This window comes from Aquimarina sp. EL_43 (genome assembly GCF_943422735.1).
In the GTDB taxonomy this organism is placed as follows: Bacteria; Bacteroidota; Bacteroidia; order Flavobacteriales; family Flavobacteriaceae; genus Aquimarina; species Aquimarina megaterium.
In genome coordinates this window covers 5,988,971-6,013,116 of sequence record NZ_CALSBR010000001.1, presented here as the reverse complement: position 1 = coordinate 6,013,116, position 24,146 = coordinate 5,988,971, and the positions used below count along the sequence as shown (strand labels likewise).

Genomic DNA, 24,146 nt, shown 5'->3' with positions numbered 1-24,146 from the left:
TCTCGTAAGAGCGAAGCATAGAATAGAATTTTTTAATGAAACCTCACAAGTCTATAAGACTTGTGAGGTTTACTTGTTTATAGCATATAATTAAATCAATTTAAAACCAGATTTATTTAGGGTTTATCTAAGAAAGATTAATAATGATCAAAATTTCAATATCTTTAGACATGAGTAAATATCTAATCCGTGTTTAGTACCATAGAATATACAGTAACTGCAATTGTGTGCCTTATTTCGGCAATAGTGATTCAGCGTATTTTTAGCAAAGAAAAACTTCGTGGAGCCGATAAAAAAGCTATTCATGGGATTAAATGGTTTGGACTGGCAATATTTGTTTGGGGCATAGGGGCATTGGTTAACTTAATTATGGTTGAAGGGTTGCAATGGCCTTCGACTAATAAAATTCTGATTTATTTTGGTGTACTGGTTTCTTTAGCAAACTCGTTGTTTATTTTATTATCCCTTCCATCAATAGAACATCCTCAAAAACCAGGTATTGTAGTGCGATTGGTACAACGCTTTAGTGTTCGAGAATTTATCGGGCTCTTTTGTGGTGTTTTAGGAATGATCACTTTTGTTTTTATCGCGTCTTCCTATGGCAATCCCGAGATTAGTAATAATTTTATTTGGTTGATCGATATTCCTATTTCTATTTTGGTAGCTATTTCGTTGCTGTATGAGCTTAATAAAGCTTTTGTAGGAAGGCAAATGAGGTTTATGTATTTGCCTACTTTTGCATTATTTGTACTAATTGTAATTGCTGTTTCTCATCGTATGATACCTCAGGATAGAGTATTGCAATTTATCGATCAGCAATTCTGGGGAGTATTGGGGAGTATTACGGCTATTTCGTTCAAATTTCTTTTTATTCTTCTGTTTTCTATTCTTTTGTATAGTTGGAAATTTCTTTCAGAAAAAGAACAACAGCAAAGTCTGGCTCAAAAACTAAAAATTCAAAAAGCAAAACTTGAAAAAGAAAATGAACAATTACAAATAGCAAATGAGAGCCATTTAGATACGATCAAGACATTAAAAACTAACCTGAAAACGATAAAAGCAACTTCAAAAATAGAACTTTCTGATAGACAAAAAGAAGTTTTAGGGTATCTGGCCTATTATGGAAACTATAAATCTTATACCGAGATTGCTCAGGAAATGCACATTAGTACAGATGGGTTCCAGACTCATATTCATCAAATAAAAAAGATGCTTAGCATAAGTGGGGCGGGAGGTAAAGAACAATTGATTGCTTTTGCTAAAGCTAATAGTTTTCTTCAGTATACTTCACTAAAAGATGATACGTAACCGTATGCTTAACCATTCTGGTCGTAAATTTTGAATACTACTTAACCTTTTATGGTTTCAGTTTTTAGAGCAATTTGCTTTAAAAATTTTACCATGTTATTTCCTTGTATTATTTCAGAACAAAATTTAGATGAAAATATCAATCGTGTTTTTGGTGATGCTACCAGTTGGTTTGTCGATGCAATTCTAGCCGAAATCCCTATCACAGACACTGTAGGGATTCCTTGGGTAGTTGTAGTATTGCTATTAGGAGCTGGATATTTTACATTATATTTTAAATTTATTAATGTAAGAAGTTTTTATACCGCAATACAAGTAGTTCGAGGAAAATACGATGCTTTAGAGAATTTGAATCAGGAAGAGACAGATGAATTATCTACTGAAAGCATTTCGATGGAAGAAAAAAATAAGGATGATGATGTAAAAGGAGAAGTTAGCCATTTTCAGGCATTAACTACAGCTGTTTCGGCTACAGTTGGGCTGGGTAATATTGCTGGTGTTGCAATTGCCTTGTCTATTGGTGGTGCCGGGGCAACACTCTGGATGATTATTATTGGGGTGTTAGGGATGTCTTCAAAATTCGTAGAATGTACCCTGGGAGTTAAATACCGGGAGGTAGATAGTGAAGGGAAAATTTTTGGAGGTCCTATGTATTATTTAACTAAAGGCTTAGGAGAAAAAGGCTACGCCAAATTTGGTAAGGTACTATCTATAATTTTTGCTATTATGTGTATAGGAGGATCGTTTGGTGGTGGTAACATGTTTCAGGTAAATCAGGCCTTTAAATTGTTTGACCATGTGATAATTTCGGATAACTCAATGTTGCATGGACAAGGTTGGGTGTTTGGAGTTATCATGGCGATATTGGTAGGTGTTGTTATCATTGGCGGAATCAAAAAAATAGCAAGTGTAACCGATAAGATTGTACCCTTTATGGTATTGATTTATATTGCAGCAGTCTTAACAGTTTTAGTGTTGTATAGTTCGGCTATTCCAGCTGCATTTAGTGCAATTTGGGATGGTGCTTTTCATCCTGAAGGAGTGATGGGAGGCTTTGTAGGAGTATTGGTTCAGGGGTTTAGACGAGGAGCTTTTAGTAATGAAGCAGGAGTTGGTAGTGCTTCAATAGCACATAGTGCGGTAAAAACACGTTTCCCTGCAAGCGAAGGACTAGTGGCATTGCTCGAGCCTTTTATCGATACTGTAGTTGTGTGTACAATGACTGCTTTGGTGTTAATTATAACTGGGCAGGTAGATACAAGTACCGAAATTGATTTTGAACAAGGAGTTCTTCTTACTGCATCTGCATTAGAGAGTGGTGTTTCATGGTTTCCGTATCTCCTTACGATTGCAGTATTACTTTTTGCTTTCTCTTCTATGATTTCATGGTCATATTATGGATACCAGGCCTGGAGCTATCTTTTTGGAAGAAGCAAACGTACAGAATACTTGTATAAATCTATTTTTTGCTGTTTTACAGTAGTAGGTGCTGCAGCTACACTAAATGCAGTCACAGATTTTAGTGACGCCATGATTTTTGCAATGATGGTACCCAACATGATCGGGCTATTTTTATTAAGTCCTAAAGTGAAAGACGAATTAAAACGCTACAAAAAGAGTATTGCCAGAAGGATTAGATAATATTGTAAAATGAAAAAAGTAAAATCTATAAAGAGGAAACTTTATAAACTCATCATCCAGGAACGTTGCAGATGTTTAAATTTTCTAAGCTCTTTGCGCAATAGAATTAAGAATTCTTTTCCGTTACTTTCAGATTGTTCAAGACGTTCACAATTTTTGTAAAGCCTATTGGTAATATGTATCAGAGAAGTAGCGTGTTTTATACGCTCATCCTGAAAGGTTTGATTTTCGGCTTTAATTATTTTGGGAGCCAGTGCATCTGATTGTCTTACGATGTCACCAGTAAAATAAATATGAGGATGCTCACTCCCATTATTTTGTAATGGAGCTAAATCATGAACAAGATAATTTGAAATACTTCGAGAGAGTGTAAATATCTCGAGAGCCTTCTTGTATAACCTTTTATTTCGGGGCTGTAATCTCATATCAATTTGTTATATCAAAAATAATGTTATTTTTAGTATTTTTTCTTTATTATTTAAAGTTAAATGATTAATTTACATTAGTAATTAAGGACTTTTATTGCTTTTTGCTTAAAAGTGAAATTTTTATACCCGAATTAATAATTAGTAGATGTAGATGTATATAATATATAGTATAAAAGTTTAGATATCGATAGAAAAAGAGAGCTTATACATATTTTATATAATCACTAAAAAACTGAAAAATATTGTAATGAAAATAGATGCTATAAACTGGGATATTTTGAAGTGTTTACAACAAAATGCACGACTATCTAATACAGAAATAGGACGAAAAGTAGGTTTGAGTTCTCCTGCAGTTGCCGAAAGGATAAAAAAGATGGAAGATTATGGGATTTTAAAAGGGTATATTGCCGATGTCTCATATACCAAAACAGGGTATCAATTAAAAGCAATAATTACACTACGAGCATTTATGGGAAGATTAAAACCGTTTTTGATAAAGGTATCAGAATTTAAGGAAGTCATGAATTGTTATCGAATCACAGGTAACGAAAATATAGTTATGGAAGTAGTGTTAAGAGATCAAATACATTTACAAGAATTTATAGATAGGTTGATCACTTATGGAGAAGTTAAAACACATATTATACTGTCTAATCTTATAGAAAATAATCCAATTACCAGTCATGTCGAATTTGGAGAACTAGATGCCTAATTTATGGCATGAGATTTGATTATATGTATATAAAGAGCAATCTTTATCTTGTGTGAGGACATTAGTTTGGGGAACTAAAGAGAGTACAGGGAAAAGATGAAAAACGTCTGAATGCTTTCAGACGTTTTTTTATGATGCTAAATCAGATTTCATTAAATTTATGAGATAATTATGCATCTTTTTGTATCTGTTTTAGTCCTATAGGTATATAATCATAGTAAAACAATAGCGTTATGAAAAATAAAGAATGTACCTGTACATGTTCAAGTTGCGTAGAGGGGCAATGTTCTAACTGCTCCTGTATAGGATGCGAATGTACCGGATGTAGCTGTTAACAATAACTTCCCTATTTCTGTTTTTAGTAGAAATAGGGGTATTTCTGTTTTGATTTATGGAAACTTCGAATCTTTGGAAAACCTATCATGAAGACATTAGACTATTTATAAAAAGTAAAGTGAAAAATGATCAAATTGTAGATGATTTGATACAAGAGACCTTTATAAAAGTACACAGTAATAAAAATAAACTTAGAGACCATTCTAAAATCAAATCCTGGTTGTTTACAATTGCAAGAAATACAGTATATGATTATTTAAAAGAAAATAAACAGACTACAGATTTTGTAAAAGAACAAATATATGAAGAGACTACTGACCATTCTGAAAAAGATTGTCTCCCAGAGTTAATAAACAGGCTGCCAGAAAAATACCGAAAACCATTACTTCTTTCTGATGTAAAAGGTTTTAAGCAAAAACAAATTGCAGAGCAATTAGGGATCCCCTTATCGACCGTTAAATCACAAATACAACGTGCCCGAAAAATGATCATACAAGGGTATATGGATTGTTGTGATTATAAACTTGATGACAAAGGAAAATTAGTAGGAGAGACCAAAGAGAAAGAAAATTGTAAAATATGTAGATAAAAACGCTATTAAGTGGTATATTTTTTGTGTCATTTAGTTATAAAATCATTGCGTTGTGTCAATATTGTTTACCAAAAAGTACCTCTTTTTTGTTATACTTTGCCTAAGTTTAATAAGTTATGGGCAAAATACACTTACACTCAAAAAGGGAGTTGTTATAGATTCTTTGATTATTCCTTCGACAGGTAATCATTTTAGTATTTATTTACCCAAATCTTTTAATTTAAATAAAAGTTGGCCCCTATTACTGGGATTTGATAGTTCGGGAAATACAGGGAAAACTGCACACTTATATAGAGAAGCAGCCGAAGAACATGGGTATATTGTTGCGATTAGTAATTTCCTAGAAGAGCAAGAAGCACAAAAGAAAGTAGAATATGTATCAGATTTTATGAGTCATGTTTTTTCTCTTTTTCCGATTCAAAAAGGAAGAATTTATATCGCAGGAGTACAAGAAGATGCAAAACTAGCGAGTTTACTAGCTGCTTTATACCCTAATGAGGTGTTTGGAGTAATTGCAATAGAGGATACATATTTCTATGATTCGAGGATAAGGATCAAAAAGAGCTTTTCTTATCGGGGTATTGTAAGTATTGATAATCATAAGTACCAGGATTTTTTCAATATTAAAAAGTACTTAAAAAGCAGAGCAGTTCCTGCCGATGTTTATGTTTATGAAAAAGATTCTGGATTATTGCTCAATAAACAGATTAAAAAAGCACTTTCTGATTTTACATTACAAGCAATGAATAAAGGAAGGATGCCTAAAGATTCTATTTGGGTTAAGAACTTATTTCAGAAAGAAATGAAAGAAGTAGAATTGTATCTGGATCAAGGTAAGTTTTTAAATGCGTTTGATGAAGTAAAAGGTATACGACTCAAATATGGAACCTTTTTTAATACTAACGATCTAAAAGAAAAACAGAAAGAAATTAGAAAAACCAAAGAGTATAAGCAACAGAAACGACTGGAAACAAAATACCTGAACAAGGAAAATTTTCTTAGAGAAGTATATTTACTTTCTATGGAAGAAGATATTGAAGTAAAAGAATTTGAAAATCTAGGATGGTGGAAGTATCAAATGTCAGAATTAGATACCTTGATTTTGGGGAAAGAAAAACTTGCTCGTTATATGGCCTATAGAATGAAAGGGTATGTGAAGTATCTGGTTGATAGTTATAAAAACCAACTTCTTAAAGAAGAAGAAAATCTGGAGGAAAATTTATTCCTTAATATATTAAGTACACTAGTCGATAAAAAAGATTTTGAATCGTATCGAAAAGTGATTTCATTAAGCGCCCAGGATCAAGATAATGAAACAGCTTTGTTTTATTTAGAGCAAATGTTGAAAAACGGATATAAAGATCTAAACGCATTGTACACCATAGAAGGGACATTGGCCTTAAAAATGTCTGAAAAGTATAATAAATTAATAAAAAAATACCTCGGAAATTCTAAATACTTCTTTTCAAAATAAATTGAAATCATAAAATTTTGTGTATTTCATCGAATTTATATGTTTTTTATCGTCATTTTTTTGGTGTATATGATTTTTTTACATTATATTTACAATAGTAAAAAATACTTGATGTGTCGTCCAGAATTAACATTTTAAACTGTATGACGATACGGATTTAAAATATTAGTTTGGAATACATCAGGGATAAATTAAGTGTGAGGACATTAGTCTAAAGACCCCGAATCTTGAAGCTAAAGAGAGTACGTAATTTACCCTAAATACTGAAAGCGATCTGAATAAGGTCGCTTTTATTATTTTTATTTATTGATTACCAGATGAGGTACCTTTTTCAGGTTCCAATCAATGACTAATCCTTTTGCAAGTGACCTTGCAATTTCTTCACCATATAAGTGTTCACATAAATATAACGCAGCTTCAAAACTTTTGGCGCCTCCGGCAGAAGTTATGTACTTTTTGTCATGCACAAATAAAACTTCTTTTCTAATATCCAGATTAGGAAATGTACTTCGCATTTGATCAATATCACTAGGAAAAGTAGTAGATACTACATTATCAAGAACTCCGGCTTTAGCAAGAACAAATGCTCCATCACAATGCGAGGTCATAAATAAGGCAGTTTTATCAACTTGTTTTACAAAATCAATCATCACTTTATCATCTAAGTCGGTGTCTAAATGATGCTCGGCACTAGGAACTACCAAAATATCTATTTGAGGCAAAGAATCTTTTACATAATTATAATCAGGTATAATTTTTACACCTTCAAATGTAGTTATTGGGTAGTCCGTATTTGCAACAGTAAAAACATTCATTTGTTTTATGTTTTTACGATATTGAGTGTGTTGAAAAATATCAAACGGTGCCGTAAATTCCGTATTATAGGTACCATCCATAATAAGGAAAGCAACATTATATCGATTAGGCTCTAATTTAGGAAAGCTCTTTTTCTCTTCTATTGCTTCTGTTTTTACAGTATCAGGTTGTTTCTCTTGCTGTACTTGGGTACAACTATAAATTAGTATAATACAAAAGGTAAAAAAGAAATTTTTCATTGGTATAGGTTTTATAAAAAATAGGTTAACCAGGTACTTTTTCCTGATTAAGTTTTCGTTTTACGATATATAATAAAAATGTTCCTAAAGTAGCAATCAGGGCCATAAAAACCCAGGTGTTTTCAAATCCAAAATTATTTATGAATTGCATCCCAGAATTATGACCAAAAATATGAGCTAAAGAAAAAGACATGCTATACAAACCCATGTAGGCTCCCTGTCTTCCTTTTTTTGATCTGTCTAGAGCAAAAGCATTTCCAAATGGAAATGCGACCATCTCCCCAAGTGTGGCGATAATCATTCCGATAACCAAAACTCCTGCCCACGGAGTAACTAATAACAGTAGAAAGCTTATGCCTGTTAGGACAAATCCGCCAATAACATTCCCTATTTTAGATAATTTTGTCTTTTCCAGATATGCTATTAATGGCATTTCAAAGAAAAATATCAAAGCACCATTTAAAGCAAGTAATAATCCGATTTTTTGTTCTGATAGTTGGTGTATTTCTTTATAATATAATGGAATTGTAGAAAAATACTGAACAAATATAAATCCAAATAAAGCCAATGCGATTAAAAACAAGACATAAACACCATCCTTATGAGCGCTTACCGGATTTTCGACAACAACTTCTTTGTCTTGTATTTTTGCTTTTTTGGGATGTAACGTTTGTATCATCACTAATCCGGCTATAATACAAGTAATCCCGTCTACCCAAAATAAACCATAATATCCTATAGATGCTATGATTAGTCCACCAATTGCAGGGCCGGCAGAGAAGCCTAGGTTAATTGCAAGTCGAATAAAAGTTAATGATCTGGTTTTGTTTTCTGGTTTGCTATAGGCACTTAATGCTACAAAAAAAGCAGGTCTAGCCATATCTGCAATTGCAATTAGTACAAAGAAACCGACGCAAATACTCCAGAAACTAGTAAAATATTGAATAGTTATAAATGAGACACCCGTTAATAACAAAGAAATAAGTATAACCTTATAGTAACCAATTTGATCACTTAGTTTGCCTCCTAACCAGGCACCTAAAAAAGAACCTAATCCATAACTGGTCATAATCCAACCTACTTGCTGTAACGAAAAATTTAAGTCATCGGTTAAGTATAGTGATAAAAAGGGAATGACCATTGCCCCAGCTCTATTGATTAGAGTGATCAGAGCTAACCACCACACCTCTTTTGATAGCCCAGAAAAAGAGTTGAAATAATGAAGTAAAAGTTTTAGCAATGTATTTGTGATTTGTATTAGACTTCCAATTAATAGATAAAAGTAGTTTTTTATCTATTATTTAAGCATAATTTTATTAAAATTAATTAGTTAACTAATTGTAAATTGTACTTTTGCAAAAAAAACAAAGGGGAAGTGTTTAGGATATCAATTTTATTTGTGTTTTTTATTGGAAATTTAGTTGCTCAGGATTCTATAGCAATAGAAAGAATATTGTCTTTTCAAGAAGAACTTAACAAAGATTTTGCTTCTGAAGAAACTTCACCATTAACCCCAAAAGATTTAGAACGTTTTAAAACGGTTGATTTTTTTGAAATTGATACTTCTTTTTGTATCCGAGCAAAATTTGTTCGTACACCATATGAAACACCTTTTGTGATGAAAACCACAACAGGGAGAGAGCCTATATATGTCAAATATGGAGAGGTTCATTTTAAACTACAGAAAAAATCGTATGTATTACAAGTGTATCAAAATCAAGGATTAAAAACTCAGCCAGAATTTGAAAATTATTTATTTCTCCCTTTTACAGACTTAACTAATGGAGAATCAAGTTATGCAGGAGGACGTTTTATAGATCTAAAAATCCCTGAAGGAGACTATATTATTATTGATTTTAATACTTCGTATAATCCATATTGTGCGTATAACGATAGGTATTCTTGTCCAATACCTCCAGAAGCAAATCATCTCGATGTGAAAATTCCTGTTGGTGTTAAGGCATATAAGAAATATCCAGAGAATAAATAAAAAAAGCGTTCTGATCACTCAGAACGCTTTTACTTTATAAAATAGATATATTAAAATTTGTATACTGCTCCTAGTACAAAGGAAGAAAGACTTTTTGTAGCTTCTCTATCATTATCTAAAAAGAAATCTTCAGAAGTAGTATCGATTCTTAATTCTGGTTTAAGCGTTAACTCTCCAATCGTATAATTTCCTGTAAGGGTAGCTGTAATAACATCTCCATCACCTTGTGTGTCTAGTCCAATTACATCTGTTAATCCGCCATTATAAACCGAGAAATATTCTCCTCTTATTCCTATAGCGAATTTTTCAGATGTTTTGTATTGAGGATATAATGCTACTCCGTAAAACCCAGAGGCATCTCCGTTTTCTTGTGGTTCTGTAGATACGTAGGTTGTGTTTACGCCGAGATAAAAATCTTGTGTAAGATCCCATCCTGTAGTAAGATCTACCTGAAAAGTAGGACCTACTTCTCCTGGTTCTCCTTCGTTACCATATCTAAAGTTAAGAAAAGCACTACCATTATCCAGGGTATACCCTATTTGTGCTCCAGCGATGTAAGTGTCAAAAGGGTTGTTTTCGGTATAATCACTAGGATTCATTACAGCAAGCATAGCAGACCATTTTTTACTTATCGCAATATCTGCTTTCAAACCAGTATGAGATAAAGGGCCATAGGTAAACATATATGAAGTAGAATAATTAAAATTTTCTGTTGGTGAAATCATTTCATATCCTATAAAAGTATTAAAATTACCAAAGGTAAGCTTAACGCTTTCGGTTACATTCCAGTAGACAAATAACTGGTTAATCATTTGAGCAGAATCATCAGAATTAAATACAGCATCTTCGCCCCTGGGACCAAAGACAAGATCAGCTACAAACCCAACTTTTTCGCCTTCATATCCCAAAATAGCGTTAGCCATACCTAATGCAAAACCGCTTTCATCTACAAAAAAAGTTTTTGGAGCTACCGAGTTGTCATTAGGGGCTGCAAAATTGTATCTGTAGTATCCGTCAATAGATCCTGATAAGCTTATTTTAGATAATAACTTATCTAGTGTTGATTTTGGTTTTTCTTCTTGACTAATGGCATTAAAGCTCAAAAGAAATAAAGTAAGGAGAGTTGCTTTTTTTAAAAATTCTGTGATAATCTTTACTTTCATAGTTAATTATAATTGTTGTAATTGTTTTTGATTAGGGGTGTAAAACTATGTAAAAGAATTTGAACCCGAAAGGATAAAGTTGTAAGTGTCTTTAATAACAAAAGTGTTCAGATCGTGAATAAAAAAAGCGTTCTGATCACTCAGAACGCTTTTACTTTATAAAATGAATATATTAGAACTTGTATACTGCTCCTAGTACAAAAGAAGAAAGACTTTTTGTAGCTTCTCTATCATTATCTAAAAAGAAATCTTCAGAAGTAGTATCGATTCTTAATTCTGGTTTAAGCGTTAACTCTCCGATCGTATAATTTCCTGTAAGGGTAGCTGTAATAACATCTCCGTCACCTTGTGTGTCTAGTCCAATTACATCTGTTAATCCGCCATTATAAACCGAGAAATATTCTCCTCTTATTCCTATAGCGAATTTTTCAGATGTTTTGTATTGAGGATATAGTGCTAGTCCGTAAAACCCAGAAGTATCTCCGTTTTCTTGTGGTTCTGTAGATACGTAGGTTGTGTTTACGCCAAGATAAAAATCTTGTGTAAGATCCCATCCTGTAGTAAGATCTACCTGAAAAGTAGGACCTACTTCTCCTGGTTCTCCTTCATTACCATATCTAAAATTTAGAAAAGCACTACCATTATCCAGGGTATATCCTATTTGTGCTCCAGCGATATAGGTGTCAAAAGGGTTATTGTCTGTATAATCACTAGGGTTCATTACAGCAAGCATAGCAGACCATCTTTTACTTATTGCAATATCTGCTTTCAAACCAGTATGTGAGAAAGGGCCGTATGAGAACATATATGAAGTAGAGTAATTGAAATTTCCAGTTGGTGAAATCACTTCATACCCTATAAAAGTATTGAAATTACCGAAGGTTAGTTTAATGCTTTTGGTTACATTCCAGTAGACAAATAATTGGTTAATGATTTGAGCAGAATCATCAGAATTAAATACAGCATCTTCGCCTCTGGGTCCAAAGACAAGATCAGCTACGAACCCAACTTTTTCGCCTTCATATTCCAAGACGGTATTAGCCATACCTAGTGCAAAGCCATTATCGTTTGCAAATGATGTTTTTGGAGCTGCCGAGTTGTCATTAGGCGCTCCAAAATTGTACCTGTAGTATCCGTCGATAGATCCTGATAAGTTTATTTTAGATAATAACTTATCTAGTGTTGATTTTGGTTTTTCTTCCTGGCTAATAACTTTGGAACTTAACAAGATTAAAGTAAAAAGAACTACTTTTTTTAAAAATGTGGTGGTTTTTGTTTTCATAATAAACATTGATTACCGTTATAATTAGTTTTTAATTGGAACGATAAAACTATATAAAAACAAATTTGACCATATAAAAAATAGGGTATGATTGTATATTTTTATTTATTTTATAATTTATACCCTATTAAAATTAGGGTATAACTTTTATTTTGATGTATTTTGAGAATTTGAAAGCGCATTTTTAAGCTTTTCTTACAATATGTGCTTGTTTTGGTCTAAAAAACTTTAATAAATAGATTAGAAAGTAGAAGGTGATCAAAAAAACGATATGTATATATTTAGATGAAAGGTATTGGAGGTGATTAATATGCTAAACACTTAATGTAATGCCTGATTGCCTTTTTCTTCGGTTCTAATTCGGTAAGCATCCTGGATATTTGATACAAATATTTTTCCGTCACCGACTTCTCCGGTTTTGGCAGAATCAATTAGTGTGCGAATTGTTTTTTCTTCAAATTCATCACAGACCACTATAGATAAATAACTGCGGGGAATATCAGATGTATTATAGGAGGTCCCCCTATATATACGACCTTTCTTTTCATTACCGACACCAGTTACATCCCAATAAGTAAAGAAATTTACTTCAATTTTATGTAGAGCTTCTTTTACAGCTTCGAATTTTGATTTGCGTATAATTGCTTCAATTTTTTTCATAAGCCTTTATTTGAATTAATCTCTGGTATATTTTTATAGTATTATTTTACTATAAACATCCCTAAAAATATGAAAAGAACTCCAGCTACAAATGATCCAATAGCATAGATCATGAAATTGATAAAATCTCCCGATTTTAGTAATACATGATTTTCATAAGCAAATGTAGAAAAGGTAGTAAATCCCCCGCAAAAACCGGTTGCCAAAAGGGTAACTGTGTTTTGCGATATTACATTGTTTTTAAGAGCTAGCCCGAGAATAATCCCAATAAAGAGACTACCTAAAATATTAGCTGTAAAGGTGCCATATGGGATTCCTGTAGAAGAACTATTAAGGTATTTACTTATAAGATAACGTGCGATGCTACCTGTGCCACCTCCGATAAATACCAAGAGTATTTGTTTCATCTGTTTTATCTATTGTTTTTTTAAGCCCAGGGTAGCATTGATGTATGTTTGTATAAAGCTTCCAATGATATAGGATCAACTAAATTGCTCTATGTGTTTAATGTATTAAACTGCATTCTATCAAATCATAAAATGCAGTTTATAAGGTGTTATTTTATTGGAATATAAATTTCGGTAACCCACTCAGCAGGATTTGGTTGTAACGTTGGTTCTACCCGATATACCTCAAAAGCTGCAGATTCTGTATTTGGCTCTAAGTTATTTTCTGCAATATACTTATAACCAGCCTCCCATGCTTCTTTTAGATTGTTGTAATCTCCTTTAAGTGTGGTTTTAACCACTTTCTGTCTTGGTAAAAAATCACAAAGAATAGCGCTTTCTTTTGGAGTAACTACTTTATCTCTGGTTGGTATTGCAGTAGAGAAAATTGCAGTTCCCTGTTCTTCGTTATACTCGTTATATAGTGTAAATGGCATTCCTGTTCGTGGAAGATTGTTTTGTTTCATATACGTATCTACTGCAGGGATCATTTCCTTCATTTTTTCAGGAATTACAGCTATTGAAGAAGCAGTAGCACTGTACATATAGAAACCGCCCCCATGTTCTGTAATTCCATCTACATGAACCGTATATTTTTTCATCTTTTCATCAGTAAATGCATCGAGTTTTTCGAGTCCGCGAGCATACATAGGTTTTAGCATTTTCGATATACTACTATCTTGAGTAGCCCAGAATGCTTTTTCCATAAAAGATTGTTCACCTTTCATACCCCAGGTTACTTTAGTCTTTTTATCTTCAATTTTTTCAAATTTCCAGTACACATCGCTTATGCTTTCACCCATAGGAGTGATAAAGGTAATTTTTTGATCTATGCTGGTAAACGGAGAAGTTTTTATGGTCTCCATTTTACCATCTCCTTCTGTTTCACTTTTCCAGCTATAAGAAGCTCCTTCACCACTTGTTTTTTCTGGATATTCCATGATGAAATCATCAGATTCATCCATCCAAGGCCCCCATTTATCCCAGGTTCTATACTCATTGATTGTAGTAAATAACAATTCATCAGGAGCATCGATTACTCTACTTTCTTCTACTTGAAACTCACCGTCTATGGTAGCAACATAAACAGCTCCGCCAATTATTACTAATAATAATAGAAAAAATAAATATTTTACTATTTTCATGTTAGTTAGTTTAGATTGTTTGGTCAGCTAATATAAACAATTTTAACATCCTTTTATTTTGTTACATTTGTCAAAACAATAAAATAAAATAAATGAAACTCGACAGAATATTATTTTTTATAGCGATCACTAGTTTAATGATTGCTTGTAAAAAGGATCCAAGTGTTAAGGATCAAATTGACCAACAGGAACAAAAGCAGGAGGTAACAGAGGAAAAGTTTGATTATGTTGTAGAGCAATTTGCAGATCTTAAAATTTTAAGATACCAAATACCAGGCTGGGATAATCTTACTTTGAAAGAACAAAAATTAGTATATTATCTTACTCAGGCTGGGTTAAGTGGAAGAGATATTATGTGGGATCAGAATTACCGTCATAATCTTACTATTCGAAAAGCATTAGAAAAAGTCTACACTTCTTATGAAGGTAATAAGAGTGATGCAAATTGGAAAGCTTTTGAAACGTATCTAAAACGAGTTTGGTTCTCTAATGGGATTCATCACCATTACAGTAATGATAAGATCAAGCCAGAATTTAACCAGGATTATTTTAGCTCTCTGCTTGCAGCTACAGGTACAGAAGTATCTAAGGAGGTATATGAAGTGATTTTTAATGATCAAGATGCTAAAAAAGTAAATCAAGCAAAAGGAGTTGATAATGTAGCACTATCTGCAGTTAATTTTTATGGGCCTGGCGTTACCAATAACGATGTTACTTCGTTTTATGGTAAAATGAAATCTCCAAATGAAGAGAAACCTTTGTCCTTTGGTTTAAACTCTCAGTTGGTAAAAGAAAATGGAAAGTTAAAAGAACGAGTATATAAGTCAGGAGGATTATATGGATCTGCAATCGACGAAATTATCAAATGGTTAGAGAAAGCAAAAAGTGTAGCAGAAAATGAAGCTCAGGGAGATGCTTTGGGATTATTGATCGAATATTATAAAACAGGAAATTTACAAACCTGGGATGATTATAATGTGGCATGGACAGCAGCTATTGATGGTAATATAGATTACATTAATAGTTTTATTGAAGTGTATAATGATCCATTAGGATATAGAGGTTCTTATGAAACTATTGTACAGATCAAGGATTTTGATATGTCTAAAAAAATGTCTGTACTATCAGAAAATGCACAGTGGTTTGAAGATAATTCTCCATTAATGGATGCTCATAAAAAAGATAGTGTGGTAGGAGTTTCATATAAGGTAGTAGCTGTTGCAGGAGAAGCAGGAGATGCATCACCAAGTACACCTATAGGAGTAAACCTTCCTAATGCAAATTGGATTAGAGCTGCTGTTGGTTCTAAATCTGTATCCTTAGGAAATATTATCGGAGCTTATAATAATGCTGGCGGTTCGGGACGTTTAAAAGAATTTGTACATGATGATGAAGAGTTCGAACTAGAAGAAAAATATGGACAATTAGCAGATAAATTACATACGGCATTACACGAAGTAGTTGGTCATGCATCTGGAAAATTAAATCCTGGAGTAGGTGAAACTAAAGAAACATTAAAGAACTATGCTTCTACTATGGAAGAAGGTCGTGCTGATTTAGTTGGATTATACTATTTAATGGATCCAAAATTACAAGAGCTAGGATTGGTTGAAGATTGGGAAAAGACAGGTAAAGCTGCTTATGATGGGTATATTAGAAATGGATTAATGACACAATTGATTCGTTTAAACTTAGGAGATGATGTAGAAGAAGCACATATGCGTAATCGCCAGTGGGTAAGTGGCTGGGCTTTTGAGCAAGGAAAGAAAGATAATGTAATAGAAAAGGTAACCAGAGAAGGAAAAACCTACTATAATATTAATGATTATGCTAAGTTACGCGAAATTTTTGGACGTTTATTAAGAGAGACACAACGTATCAAATCTGAAGGAGATTATAAAGCAGCAGAAGCTTTGGTAGAAGGATATGGTGTAAAAGTCGATCAGGCAGTACATGCAGAAGTGTTAGAGCGTAATAAGCAATTTACATCTGCACCATATAGTGGTTTTGTAAACCCTGTTTTAGTACCTCAAACCGATGAGGCAGATGAGATTACAGGTTTTGAAGTATTCCAACCTAAAACCTTCGAAGAACAAATGTTATGGTACAGTAAGAATTATAACTTCTTACCAGAGGTGAATTAATCAAATGGTATAAAAATTCTATAGAAGAGCCTCTTTATTTTGAGGCTCTTTTTTATTTCTTTTTGAATTCAAAAATTTGCTCTAAAATTGGAGTTGTTAAAGTAAATGTAGCTAAGATTAGTGAAGCATAAAATGGATTGTAATTGATTATCTGTATTTCATTGAAATCTCCTAACGCAAATACCCAAATAGTAAATGCTATAATGGATATAATAATTTGAAACCACGGTGTGTTTAATGTTTTGGATTGATCTTTAAGCCCAAAGTATTTATAAAAAGGGGTGAGTATTAATCCAATAAAAAATAAAACTAAAAAACCGGTTTTTCCTTCTTCAATAGCAAATTTGTTGAATACTAAATAAAAGGCAATAATTTCTCCAGGAATGTATTTTATAACTTTTTGAAAATAACTATCTGCATTTATAGTAGGTTCGATTAGTGTGTCTTTTTCTGTAAATACGCGAGGTAATAGTGTTTTTGTTTTCATTGCACATTGATTTTATTAATTTGTAAATAAATTTAAAAGAAACTGCTCTTAGGTATTTATCATAGAAATATGTATTGTTTTGAATATTAAGAGCAGTAACGAATGTTCTGTTTTTTGCGAGTAATTACACTAATGTTTTACAGTTTAAAAGCTTAATTTCTGAGCTAATTTGAGTAGAACTGCTAGATAATTTTGATAATATTTGATTAAATGTTAAATGCGGGTTTGTAGATAGTAATAGTGCTAATGCTCCCGAAACATGTGGAGCAGACATAGAAGTACCACTTTTATAACTATAACTATTGCTTTTGTTTTGTAGTGATAAAATATTATGGCCTGGAGCGTAGATATCCACACTTTTTCCATGATTAGAAAAAGTAGGTCTTTTATTATTGCTATTAGTAGCGCCAACGGCGATAGTTTTATTGTAATTGGCAGGAGAATAGTATTTAGTGTCATCGCCTGAATTTCCTGCAGCAAATACACAAATACCTCCTTTACTATGTACATAATCTATTGCAGCTTCTAGTGTAGGTGAAGAGGGAGTTCTTTGTGTAGGTCCCCAACTATTGTTTAAAATTTTAGCACCATTGTCAACAGCAAATTTTAAAGCTTTTGCAATCACATTTGTATAAGCATTTGGGAATATTTTAATAGCCATGATTTTTGCTTTTGGAGCTACTCCAATAATACCTGTATTATTATTAGCTATTGCTGCAATTGTACCTGCAACATGAGTTCCATGACCTTTTTCAGTATTGTCATATGGGTCATCATTGTTTTCTGAAAAATTATAACCATACTTCCCATTTTTGGTCCACATATTACTTTTAATGTCTTCATGATTATAATCTACTCCACTATCAATTACTGCTACTGTGACGCCATCCCCTAAGGTTTTATTCCATGCCGCAGGACAATTTATTCTCTGAACCCCATATAATTGCGGAAATGCAGGGTCGTTTGGAATAAATTTTGTCTCATAGAGCTGGTTTACTTCGACAAAAGAAATATTGGGGTCATTTCTAAGCATATCTTCTATTTGACTAATATCATCGATATTACATTCAAGCTCATGCATTCGATAAAGTTTTTGTTCTTCTTTAGACATTTCACTATACGGTGCAACAAGAAGATCTCCATCATCATCAGAGTCGTTCTTTGGTAAGTCAAAAAGTGGTTTGAATTCTAAAGGAAAGCTTGATTTTTCTTTTAATTCAGAAAGTGCAAATCCACTTTCTAGATTTGTAGGCTCTTTAAAACATACAGTAATTGTTCTTTTTAGTTCCATTTTTATTTGAATTTAACGTTTGTTAAATTTAACTTGAAATGAAACAGAGAAGAATCCCCAATAGTGGGTATATTAGCAATGGTTATCTAAAAATCATACTTTTTTTCGATGGCATAGCGCAATAATTCTCCTTTGCCATGTAGGCCTAATTTGCGAATTATATTTTTACGATGTGTTTCTACTGTGGATACAGAATTGAAACGAATAGCAGCGATCTCTGATGAGGTCTTTCCTTGCCCAATGAGCGCTAGGATTTCCCGTTCACTTTTTGATAACAGTTGTTTTTTAGGAGCTTGTTTAGCATCTTTAGAGAAGAGTGTTGGATCAATAGCGGCATCAAAATAAGTCTCTCCTTTTGCAACCTGTTGTATTGCTGTTAACACTTCTTCCAGGGGTGAGTTTTTAAGCAAATATCCAGATGCACCTGCTTCGATCATTTGCCGAACAGCATCTTCCTGATCAAACATAGAGAAGGCAATAACTTTGGCGTGAGGAAATTCTTTTTTTATGATTTTGGTAGCTGCAATACCATCAATTTTTGGCATTCTGATATCGGTAAGTACAACTTTAGGTTGTTTTCTTCTTACGATATTGAGGAGTTCTTCTCCATCATTAGCCATACCAACAATACTAATTTCTTCTTCATACCGAAGAAGAAGTTCTACACCATCAATAAGAGATTGGTGATCTTCTGCAATAGCTACTGTGATCATATAGGTATATTTATAATGATGTTAGTTCCTTTTCCGATAGTAGAATCAATCTCGAATGTACCTTCTAGATGTTCTACTCGTTTTTCGATATTTCTTAACCCCATTCCTTCTTTTTTGGGTAATATTTTGGCATCAAAGCCTTTACCATTATCTTCTATGATGATATTTAAAAGAGAATCATGATTGGTTAAAGAGATATGTATTTCTGAAGCTTGGGCATGTTTAATAGTATTGGTGATTAACTCCTGTATCATCCTAAAGATTGATATTTCTAATGTGTTATCCAATCGCTCCTCAAGTCCATAATCCTGTACTTCGATATGTAATCCATCTCTATTAGACACTTTTTTAGCAAGTTTTTTAACTGCGGGTAATAATCCTTGATTGGCCATCACTCCACTATTTTTCTCATGAGCGATAGTACGTACTTTTTGATAAGCTTCATCTAACAGTGCATTCGTTTTTGTATATAATTCTTCTACATGTTCAACTTTGGGATTGTCTTTATTGTTTTGCAAATGTTGAAAATGAAGTTTAACAGTTGCTAGTGTGCTTCCCAGGTTGTCATGTAATTCGTTAGCCAAACGTTGTCGTTCTTTCTCTTGCCCAGAGATCATAGCATCAATAGCAGTAAGCTCTTGTTCTTTAAGTAGTTTTTCTGTTTTTTGGATTTCGATCTCTCGTTCTTGCTCTGCGATACGTTGTTTGCGTTTGGTGTTTTTGTATACAAGAAATACAAATATTGAACCCACAAGGATAAGAGAAAGAGATCCTATTAGTAGGTTTCTGTTTTGTACTCGACTGGCTTCGGTTTTAAGATTAGTGTTTAATAGTTGAACTATTTCTTTTTCTTTCTCTGCAGTTTGGTATTTGGTATTAATTTCTCGTATTACAAGAGCATTTTTATAGCCATTTAATGAATCTGCTTGTGTTTTTTCAAGATCATTATAATAAAAGGCGCTATCATAATTTTTCATAGCCCTATAGGTCTTAGATAAACTGGAATATAATTTTTTTCTCCTAAGATAACTGTTATTAGGTAATTTGTTATTTTGAGCTAGATTCAAAAATTGAATAGCTTCTTTATATTTCCCTTCATCTTTTCTTATTAATCCAAAATTGCTATTAAGGTTGAACATTTCATATTCTGCAAAAATATATGGTGATGGTTGAAATATTTTTGCTGCTTTTGAATAATAGAGAAAAGCACTATCTCTTTCTTTTAAAAAATAATTATATTGAATACCAGTCATTTGATATAGCTTTCCGGTGATAAATTGATTCCCACTCTTTTTTGCTATTTCACTGGCTTTTTTGAGTCTTGAAATTTGAGGTTCTCTATTAATAGCAGCATCAACACTAATATCATAAAAGAGCAATGTTGCCAAATCACTTTTGTTATTTATATATTTTCTGTATTCTTCAATATATGAAGGGATTGTTTTTAGTGTTTGAGTATATCTAAAATACATATGACTTATCAACTTATTACTCGAAAACTGAATCAAAAGCGTGTCATTTATTGATTTTGAAATCAAAAAAGCTTTTTGATAGTAACTGAAACTTAACGAATCATTAGGTACTTTAAGGTTTTTATAAATATCGCCATTTTTTATAGTTTCCAGAACTTCTTCTAGTTTAGAGCTAAACATAGTTTTATTGTCTGTAACAATAGTATCTTTAATTCCATACTTAAGCATGTTAACATTCCATAATAGTAACTCTCTCTCCGGAGAGGATGTAATAGAGTTTAGCTTATTTTCTGCGCTTTCTATGTCGTATCTTTTTAAATCTTCCAAAGCTTTTCTCAAAATAAGATTGTTTTGAGAAAAGCTAATTAGTGTTTGAAAAAGAAATAATAATATTGATAAGTTTCTGTATTTCAATTGTTATGTTTAGTTTAATATGCCTATTACTTGACTTTTACATTGTTGATCCTCAAAATGAGTTGCCTCTTTGTAAGTTCCTGTTAAGATACTGTCTTTAAACACTAATTTGGTTTTTGGGATGCCTAGATTTTCGGCATTTATATGAATATCAATTATTTCACCGTTCTTAAAAACGGGATTAATACTAGGTAGTTTAACAATACTTTGCTTTTTCCTTTCTCCTATATTATGAGTGAGCTCCACTGTTATATGATGTACTTTTTTTTGGGTATTAGAATCAACCATATTAGATTCTAGATATTTTACTTCTCCAAGGCTATATTTTTTGTTATCCTTTATTTCTTTAAGCCTCATGTGGATTTTCTTTAGTATTGTATCATTTTCTAATTCTATCATTGCAAGTAACCCAAAATCATTGATCAAGTCTAAATGAACTTGCTGAAATTTATTTTTTTTAGAAAAATTAAAAGTCAGCGTAAGATCTTCATCACTATTTTTGTTTAGCAATTTTTTTAATTCAGTTGTTTTTTTTAATTCAGTCGTTTTCATGTCATAAATTTCTCCAAGATTTTTGGATTCATTTGAATTAACACAAGATATTATCAGTATAAAAACTGAAGCAGCTATAAAAGAGCATTTGATTCTCTTAATTATTTTTTTCAACATGATATTTAGTTTTAGTTATTTAGTTATCCAAAACTCTCAAAAAAGAGAACATCAATCTATACCCAATACATGGTATTTTCTTTTTTTCTAAGTATTTTTTATAAAATAACTTAACTTGTTTTAATTTGCTCCTCCGATTATTCTACTATTACATTGTTGATCCCCAAAGTGAGTGAGTGGCTTGTGAATAACAATACCATTAATTATTTCTTCAAATGTTGGGATATTTAAATCCTTTGCATCTAGGTGAATATCTATCAGATCTTCATTTTTTATGCTGATAATACTTTTGGGTAATTTTACAATATCCTCTTTTACTCTATCACTATTATTCATTCGAAGTTTTACAGTAATATGATGCGTTTTGTTTTTAGTTATTGAATCTACTGTATGATTTAAGTATTTAATAGAACCTTGTACAATGCTATATTTTTCACATTTTCCTATTTCTTTTAGACGTATATGCATTTTTTTTAAGGTTGAATTATTGTCAATTTCCATTAAACCAAGTAATCCAAAACTATGTACTAGATCTAAATGAATAGGTTGAAAATTTGTTTTTTCTGAACAATTGAATTTTAACATATAATCTTCGTTATTGTCTTTGTGTTTTATGTGTTGATCAGAATATTCATAACAGATTTCACAACAAGTCTTGACGCGATTACAAGTTTCAGCTAAGAATACAATTAAAGCGATTATTGTAGCCCAAGGAATAGTTTTAATTAAGATTTTTTTCATGACATTGTATTTAATTATGTACTTCAATACTCTAAAAGAACTGGGGTAAATCCATACCCAATACAAGGTATTTTATCCTAATGGTTTAAGAAAAACCAAAAAGATAGGCAGATTACGTACCAATACGGTAGTAACCAAAATGCAACTATTTTGACTGAAATTCTAGGGGTGTTTATGGTTTACTCGGGTTGTAAATACGTTTTTAACGCAAAAAGCAACAAAATAAAGATAATAAAACCAATGAGAATAAAAAGACTACCCTTATAATATTTGCGATGTAGTTTGATGTCTTTTCGATAGCTAAATATCATTAAGATGATAAATGCTACGACAAAAAATCCTGCAAATATTAACTGGCCCTGACTAAACATAAATTGTTATTTTTACGGCAAAGATAATCTATAAAAATATACTGATGAAAGATAAAATTGCTGCGGTACAAGAATTTCATACCTCATTTAAACTAGGATATAAAAACGAACCCATAGCAGATTTGGGAGAAGCTAAAAATACACTTCGATTTAACTTGATGAAAGAGGAGAATGAAGAATATTTTGAGGCTGCTCAAAACAATGATTTGGTAGAAGTTGCTGATGCTTTGGGTGATATGTTATATATTTTGTGTGGTACTATTATCGAGCATGGTATGCAACACAAGATAGAAGAAGTGTTTAATGAAATCCAGCGTAGTAATATGAGTAAACTGGGTGAAGATGGGCAGCCTATTTACAGAGAGGATGGTAAAGTGCTTAAAGGTCCTAATTATTTTAAACCCAATATTAAAGAAATCTTAGATCGATAAATAACTAAAACTCCCGAAAAAATATTTTTTCGGGAGTTTTGTTTTCATAATATAGTCGGTATAATTTTCATACCTCCAAACTACACTTTATATCTCCAGCCAAAAGTATCTTCGGCTTTATTGTATTGAATATCCATTAGTGCTTTTTTGAAATAAGAAGCATAAGAATTTTCTTGCTTTTCGATTTCGTAATGCTCTCCTTTATAACCAAATGCTTTTACAGGGCTCACCACAGCAGCAGTTCCTGCGCCAAAAACTTCTTTTAAACTTCCGTTTTTTGCAGCTTCAACAATTTCGCTAACCTTAACAGGTCGTACATCTACTTTAATACCTTCTTTTTCGGCAATAGTAATCAAGCTTTTACGAGTGACCCCATCAAGAATTCTATCACTAACAGGAGCTGTAAGTAAGGTGTCATTAACTCTAAAGAATACATTCATTGTTCCTGCCTCTTCCATATATTCATGAGTACTAGCATCGGTCCAGATCACTTGTTGGTATCCTTGTTCTTGTGCTAGTTTTGTTGGATAGAATTGCCCTGCATAGTTTCCGGCAGCTTTTGCATATCCAAAACCTCCGTTAGCAGAACGACTAAATTTTTCTGCAACCAATACACTTACATCACCACTATAATAGGATTGAGCAGGTGAGCATATGATCATAAACTTATATTCATCTGCTTCAGAAGCAGAAACACTTGCCTGGGTTGCAATCACAAAAGGACGTATGTATAATGAATTTCCATAACCAGGCTTAATCCATTCATTATCCAATTTTAACAAGGCATTTAGTCCTTCAAAAAAGTAATCTTCAGGAAATTCTGGTATAGCCAAACGCTCTGCAGATATATTGATACGTTTAAAGTTTTCATCGGGTCTGAATAAAAAAGTATCTCCATTATCATCTTTATACGCTTTCATCCCTTCAAAAACTGCTTGGCCATAATGAAAAACACGAGCAGAAGGTTCCATAGTGAGCGGACCGTAAGGAACAATTTCTGGATTTTGCCATTCTCCATTCACATAATCACAGACAAACATATGATCTGTAAAAATTTTCCCGAAATTAAGATTTTCAAAATCTACTTGTCCGATTTTGGACTCACTTACTTCACTAATTTTCAAGGCTTGAGAAATTGTGTTTTTCATTTGTTTCAGTCGTTTTAATTATTTTACATTACA

23 protein-coding genes are annotated in these 24,146 nt (G+C 32.4%); 8 read left to right on the top strand and 15 right to left on the bottom strand.

Features of this window, described 5'->3' with window-relative positions:
• Positions 1–189 precede the first annotated feature (189 nt).
• Together NNL09_RS25680 and NNL09_RS25675 are read left to right on the top strand one after the other, a co-directional pair.
• Positions 190–1,308 (top strand): hypothetical protein, encoded by a 1,119-nt coding sequence (locus tag NNL09_RS25680; RefSeq protein ID WP_025667859.1) that lies wholly within the window; start codon positions 190–192, stop codon positions 1,306–1,308.
• A gap of 93 nt (positions 1,309–1,401) precedes the next feature.
• A complete protein-coding gene (locus NNL09_RS25675) occupies positions 1,402–2,949 on the top strand; it encodes a sodium:alanine symporter family protein (protein ID WP_035096897.1) in 1,548 nt (515 codons plus the stop codon).
• A 41-nt stretch (positions 2,950–2,990) separates the two neighbouring features.
• Here the strand turns inward: NNL09_RS25675 and NNL09_RS25670 are convergent, their stop codons facing one another.
• Positions 2,991–3,374 carry a hypothetical protein gene (locus NNL09_RS25670; protein ID WP_196911278.1) on the bottom strand — a complete coding sequence of 128 codons (384 nt, stop codon included), beginning with the start codon at positions 3,372–3,374 and terminating at the stop codon, positions 2,991–2,993.
• Positions 3,375–3,624: 250 nt separating this feature from the next.
• Here NNL09_RS25670 and NNL09_RS25665 point away from each other — a divergent pair, with 250 nt between their 5' ends.
• The 3 genes from NNL09_RS25665 (at position 3,625) to NNL09_RS25655 (ending at position 6,491) form a co-directional block, all read left to right on the top strand.
• The gene (locus NNL09_RS25665; RefSeq protein ID WP_025667862.1) at positions 3,625–4,089 is read left to right on the top strand and encodes an Lrp/AsnC family transcriptional regulator; all 465 of its coding nucleotides are present in this window, start codon (positions 3,625–3,627) and stop codon (positions 4,087–4,089) included.
• A 391-nt stretch (positions 4,090–4,480) separates the two neighbouring features.
• Positions 4,481–5,014 carry an RNA polymerase sigma factor SigZ gene (sigZ, locus tag NNL09_RS25660; protein WP_196911277.1) on the top strand — a complete coding sequence of 178 codons (534 nt, stop codon included), beginning with the start codon at positions 4,481–4,483 and terminating at the stop codon, positions 5,012–5,014.
• 55 nt (positions 5,015–5,069) lie between these two features.
• Positions 5,070–6,491: a hypothetical protein gene (locus NNL09_RS25655; protein WP_196911276.1), complete on the top strand. Its 1,422-nt coding sequence runs from the start codon at positions 5,070–5,072 to the stop codon at positions 6,489–6,491.
• Positions 6,492–6,790: 299 nt separating this feature from the next.
• On the opposite strand, the gene NNL09_RS25650 is transcribed toward NNL09_RS25655, so the two are convergent.
• Positions 6,791–7,546 (bottom strand): DJ-1/PfpI family protein, encoded by a 756-nt coding sequence (locus tag NNL09_RS25650; RefSeq protein WP_196911275.1) that lies wholly within the window; start codon positions 7,544–7,546, stop codon positions 6,791–6,793.
• 25 nt (positions 7,547–7,571) lie between these two features.
• Positions 7,572–8,786 (bottom strand): MFS transporter, encoded by a 1,215-nt coding sequence (locus NNL09_RS25645; protein ID WP_196911274.1) that lies wholly within the window; start codon positions 8,784–8,786, stop codon positions 7,572–7,574.
• Positions 8,787–8,921: 135 nt separating this feature from the next.
• On the opposite strand from NNL09_RS25645, the gene NNL09_RS25640 reads away from it, so the two are divergent.
• A complete protein-coding gene (locus NNL09_RS25640; protein WP_196911273.1) occupies positions 8,922–9,536 on the top strand; it encodes a DUF1684 domain-containing protein in 615 nt (204 codons plus the stop codon).
• A 50-nt stretch (positions 9,537–9,586) separates the two neighbouring features.
• Here the strand turns inward: NNL09_RS25640 and NNL09_RS25635 are convergent, their stop codons facing one another.
• The 5 genes from NNL09_RS25635 to NNL09_RS25615 all read right to left on the bottom strand — a co-directional run bounded on the left by NNL09_RS25635 (position 9,587) and on the right by NNL09_RS25615 (position 14,232).
• Complete coding sequence (locus NNL09_RS25635) at positions 9,587–10,699, bottom strand: porin (protein ID WP_196911272.1); 1,113 nt, start codon at positions 10,697–10,699, stop codon at positions 9,587–9,589.
• Between the two features lie 172 nt (positions 10,700–10,871).
• A complete protein-coding gene (locus tag NNL09_RS25630) occupies positions 10,872–11,981 on the bottom strand; it encodes a porin (protein ID WP_196911271.1) in 1,110 nt (369 codons plus the stop codon).
• Between the two features lie 321 nt (positions 11,982–12,302).
• Positions 12,303–12,641, bottom strand: a complete 339-nt coding sequence (locus NNL09_RS25625) for a P-II family nitrogen regulator (protein WP_196911270.1) — start codon at positions 12,639–12,641, stop codon at positions 12,303–12,305.
• A gap of 41 nt (positions 12,642–12,682) precedes the next feature.
• Entirely contained in the window at positions 12,683–13,048 is a 366-nt protein-coding gene (gene crcB, locus NNL09_RS25620) for a fluoride efflux transporter CrcB (RefSeq protein ID WP_196911269.1), read from the bottom strand.
• A 149-nt stretch (positions 13,049–13,197) separates the two neighbouring features.
• Positions 13,198–14,232 (bottom strand): GyrI-like domain-containing protein, encoded by a 1,035-nt coding sequence (locus NNL09_RS25615; RefSeq protein ID WP_196911268.1) that lies wholly within the window; start codon positions 14,230–14,232, stop codon positions 13,198–13,200.
• A gap of 92 nt (positions 14,233–14,324) precedes the next feature.
• Here NNL09_RS25615 and NNL09_RS25610 point away from each other — a divergent pair, with 92 nt between their 5' ends.
• Positions 14,325–16,376 (top strand): dihydrofolate reductase, encoded by a 2,052-nt coding sequence (locus tag NNL09_RS25610; protein WP_196911267.1) that lies wholly within the window; start codon positions 14,325–14,327, stop codon positions 16,374–16,376.
• A gap of 52 nt (positions 16,377–16,428) precedes the next feature.
• On the opposite strand, the gene NNL09_RS25605 is transcribed toward NNL09_RS25610, so the two are convergent.
• From NNL09_RS25605 to NNL09_RS25580, 6 genes are all read right to left on the bottom strand, one after another.
• Positions 16,429–16,863: a hypothetical protein gene (locus NNL09_RS25605; protein WP_196911266.1), complete on the bottom strand. Its 435-nt coding sequence runs from the start codon at positions 16,861–16,863 to the stop codon at positions 16,429–16,431.
• 124 nt (positions 16,864–16,987) lie between these two features.
• Entirely contained in the window at positions 16,988–18,154 is a 1,167-nt protein-coding gene (locus tag NNL09_RS25600) for a S8 family peptidase (protein WP_196911265.1), read from the bottom strand.
• A gap of 86 nt (positions 18,155–18,240) precedes the next feature.
• A complete protein-coding gene (locus NNL09_RS25595; RefSeq protein ID WP_196911264.1) occupies positions 18,241–18,867 on the bottom strand; it encodes a response regulator transcription factor in 627 nt (208 codons plus the stop codon).
• Positions 18,864–20,678, bottom strand: a complete 1,815-nt coding sequence (locus tag NNL09_RS25590) for a sensor histidine kinase (RefSeq protein ID WP_196911263.1) — start codon at positions 20,676–20,678, stop codon at positions 18,864–18,866. The genes NNL09_RS25595 and NNL09_RS25590 overlap by 4 nt, the downstream gene beginning before the upstream one ends.
• Before the next feature lie 84 nt (positions 20,679–20,762).
• Positions 20,763–21,422, bottom strand: coding sequence for a hypothetical protein (locus NNL09_RS25585; RefSeq protein ID WP_196911262.1), 660 nt, complete (start codon positions 21,420–21,422; stop codon positions 20,763–20,765).
• A gap of 120 nt (positions 21,423–21,542) precedes the next feature.
• Entirely contained in the window at positions 21,543–22,163 is a 621-nt protein-coding gene (locus tag NNL09_RS25580; RefSeq protein WP_196911261.1) for a hypothetical protein, read from the bottom strand.
• 415 nt (positions 22,164–22,578) lie between these two features.
• Here NNL09_RS25580 and NNL09_RS25570 point away from each other — a divergent pair, with 415 nt between their 5' ends.
• On the top strand, positions 22,579–22,965 hold the full coding sequence (locus NNL09_RS25570) for a nucleoside triphosphate pyrophosphohydrolase family protein (protein WP_025667702.1): 387 nt from the start codon (positions 22,579–22,581) through the stop codon (positions 22,963–22,965).
• 80 nt (positions 22,966–23,045) lie between these two features.
• Here the strand turns inward: NNL09_RS25570 and NNL09_RS25565 are convergent, their stop codons facing one another.
• Positions 23,046–24,113, bottom strand: a complete 1,068-nt coding sequence (locus NNL09_RS25565) for a branched-chain amino acid aminotransferase (RefSeq protein ID WP_025667703.1) — start codon at positions 24,111–24,113, stop codon at positions 23,046–23,048.
• Between the last annotated feature and the right edge of the window lie 33 nt (positions 24,114–24,146).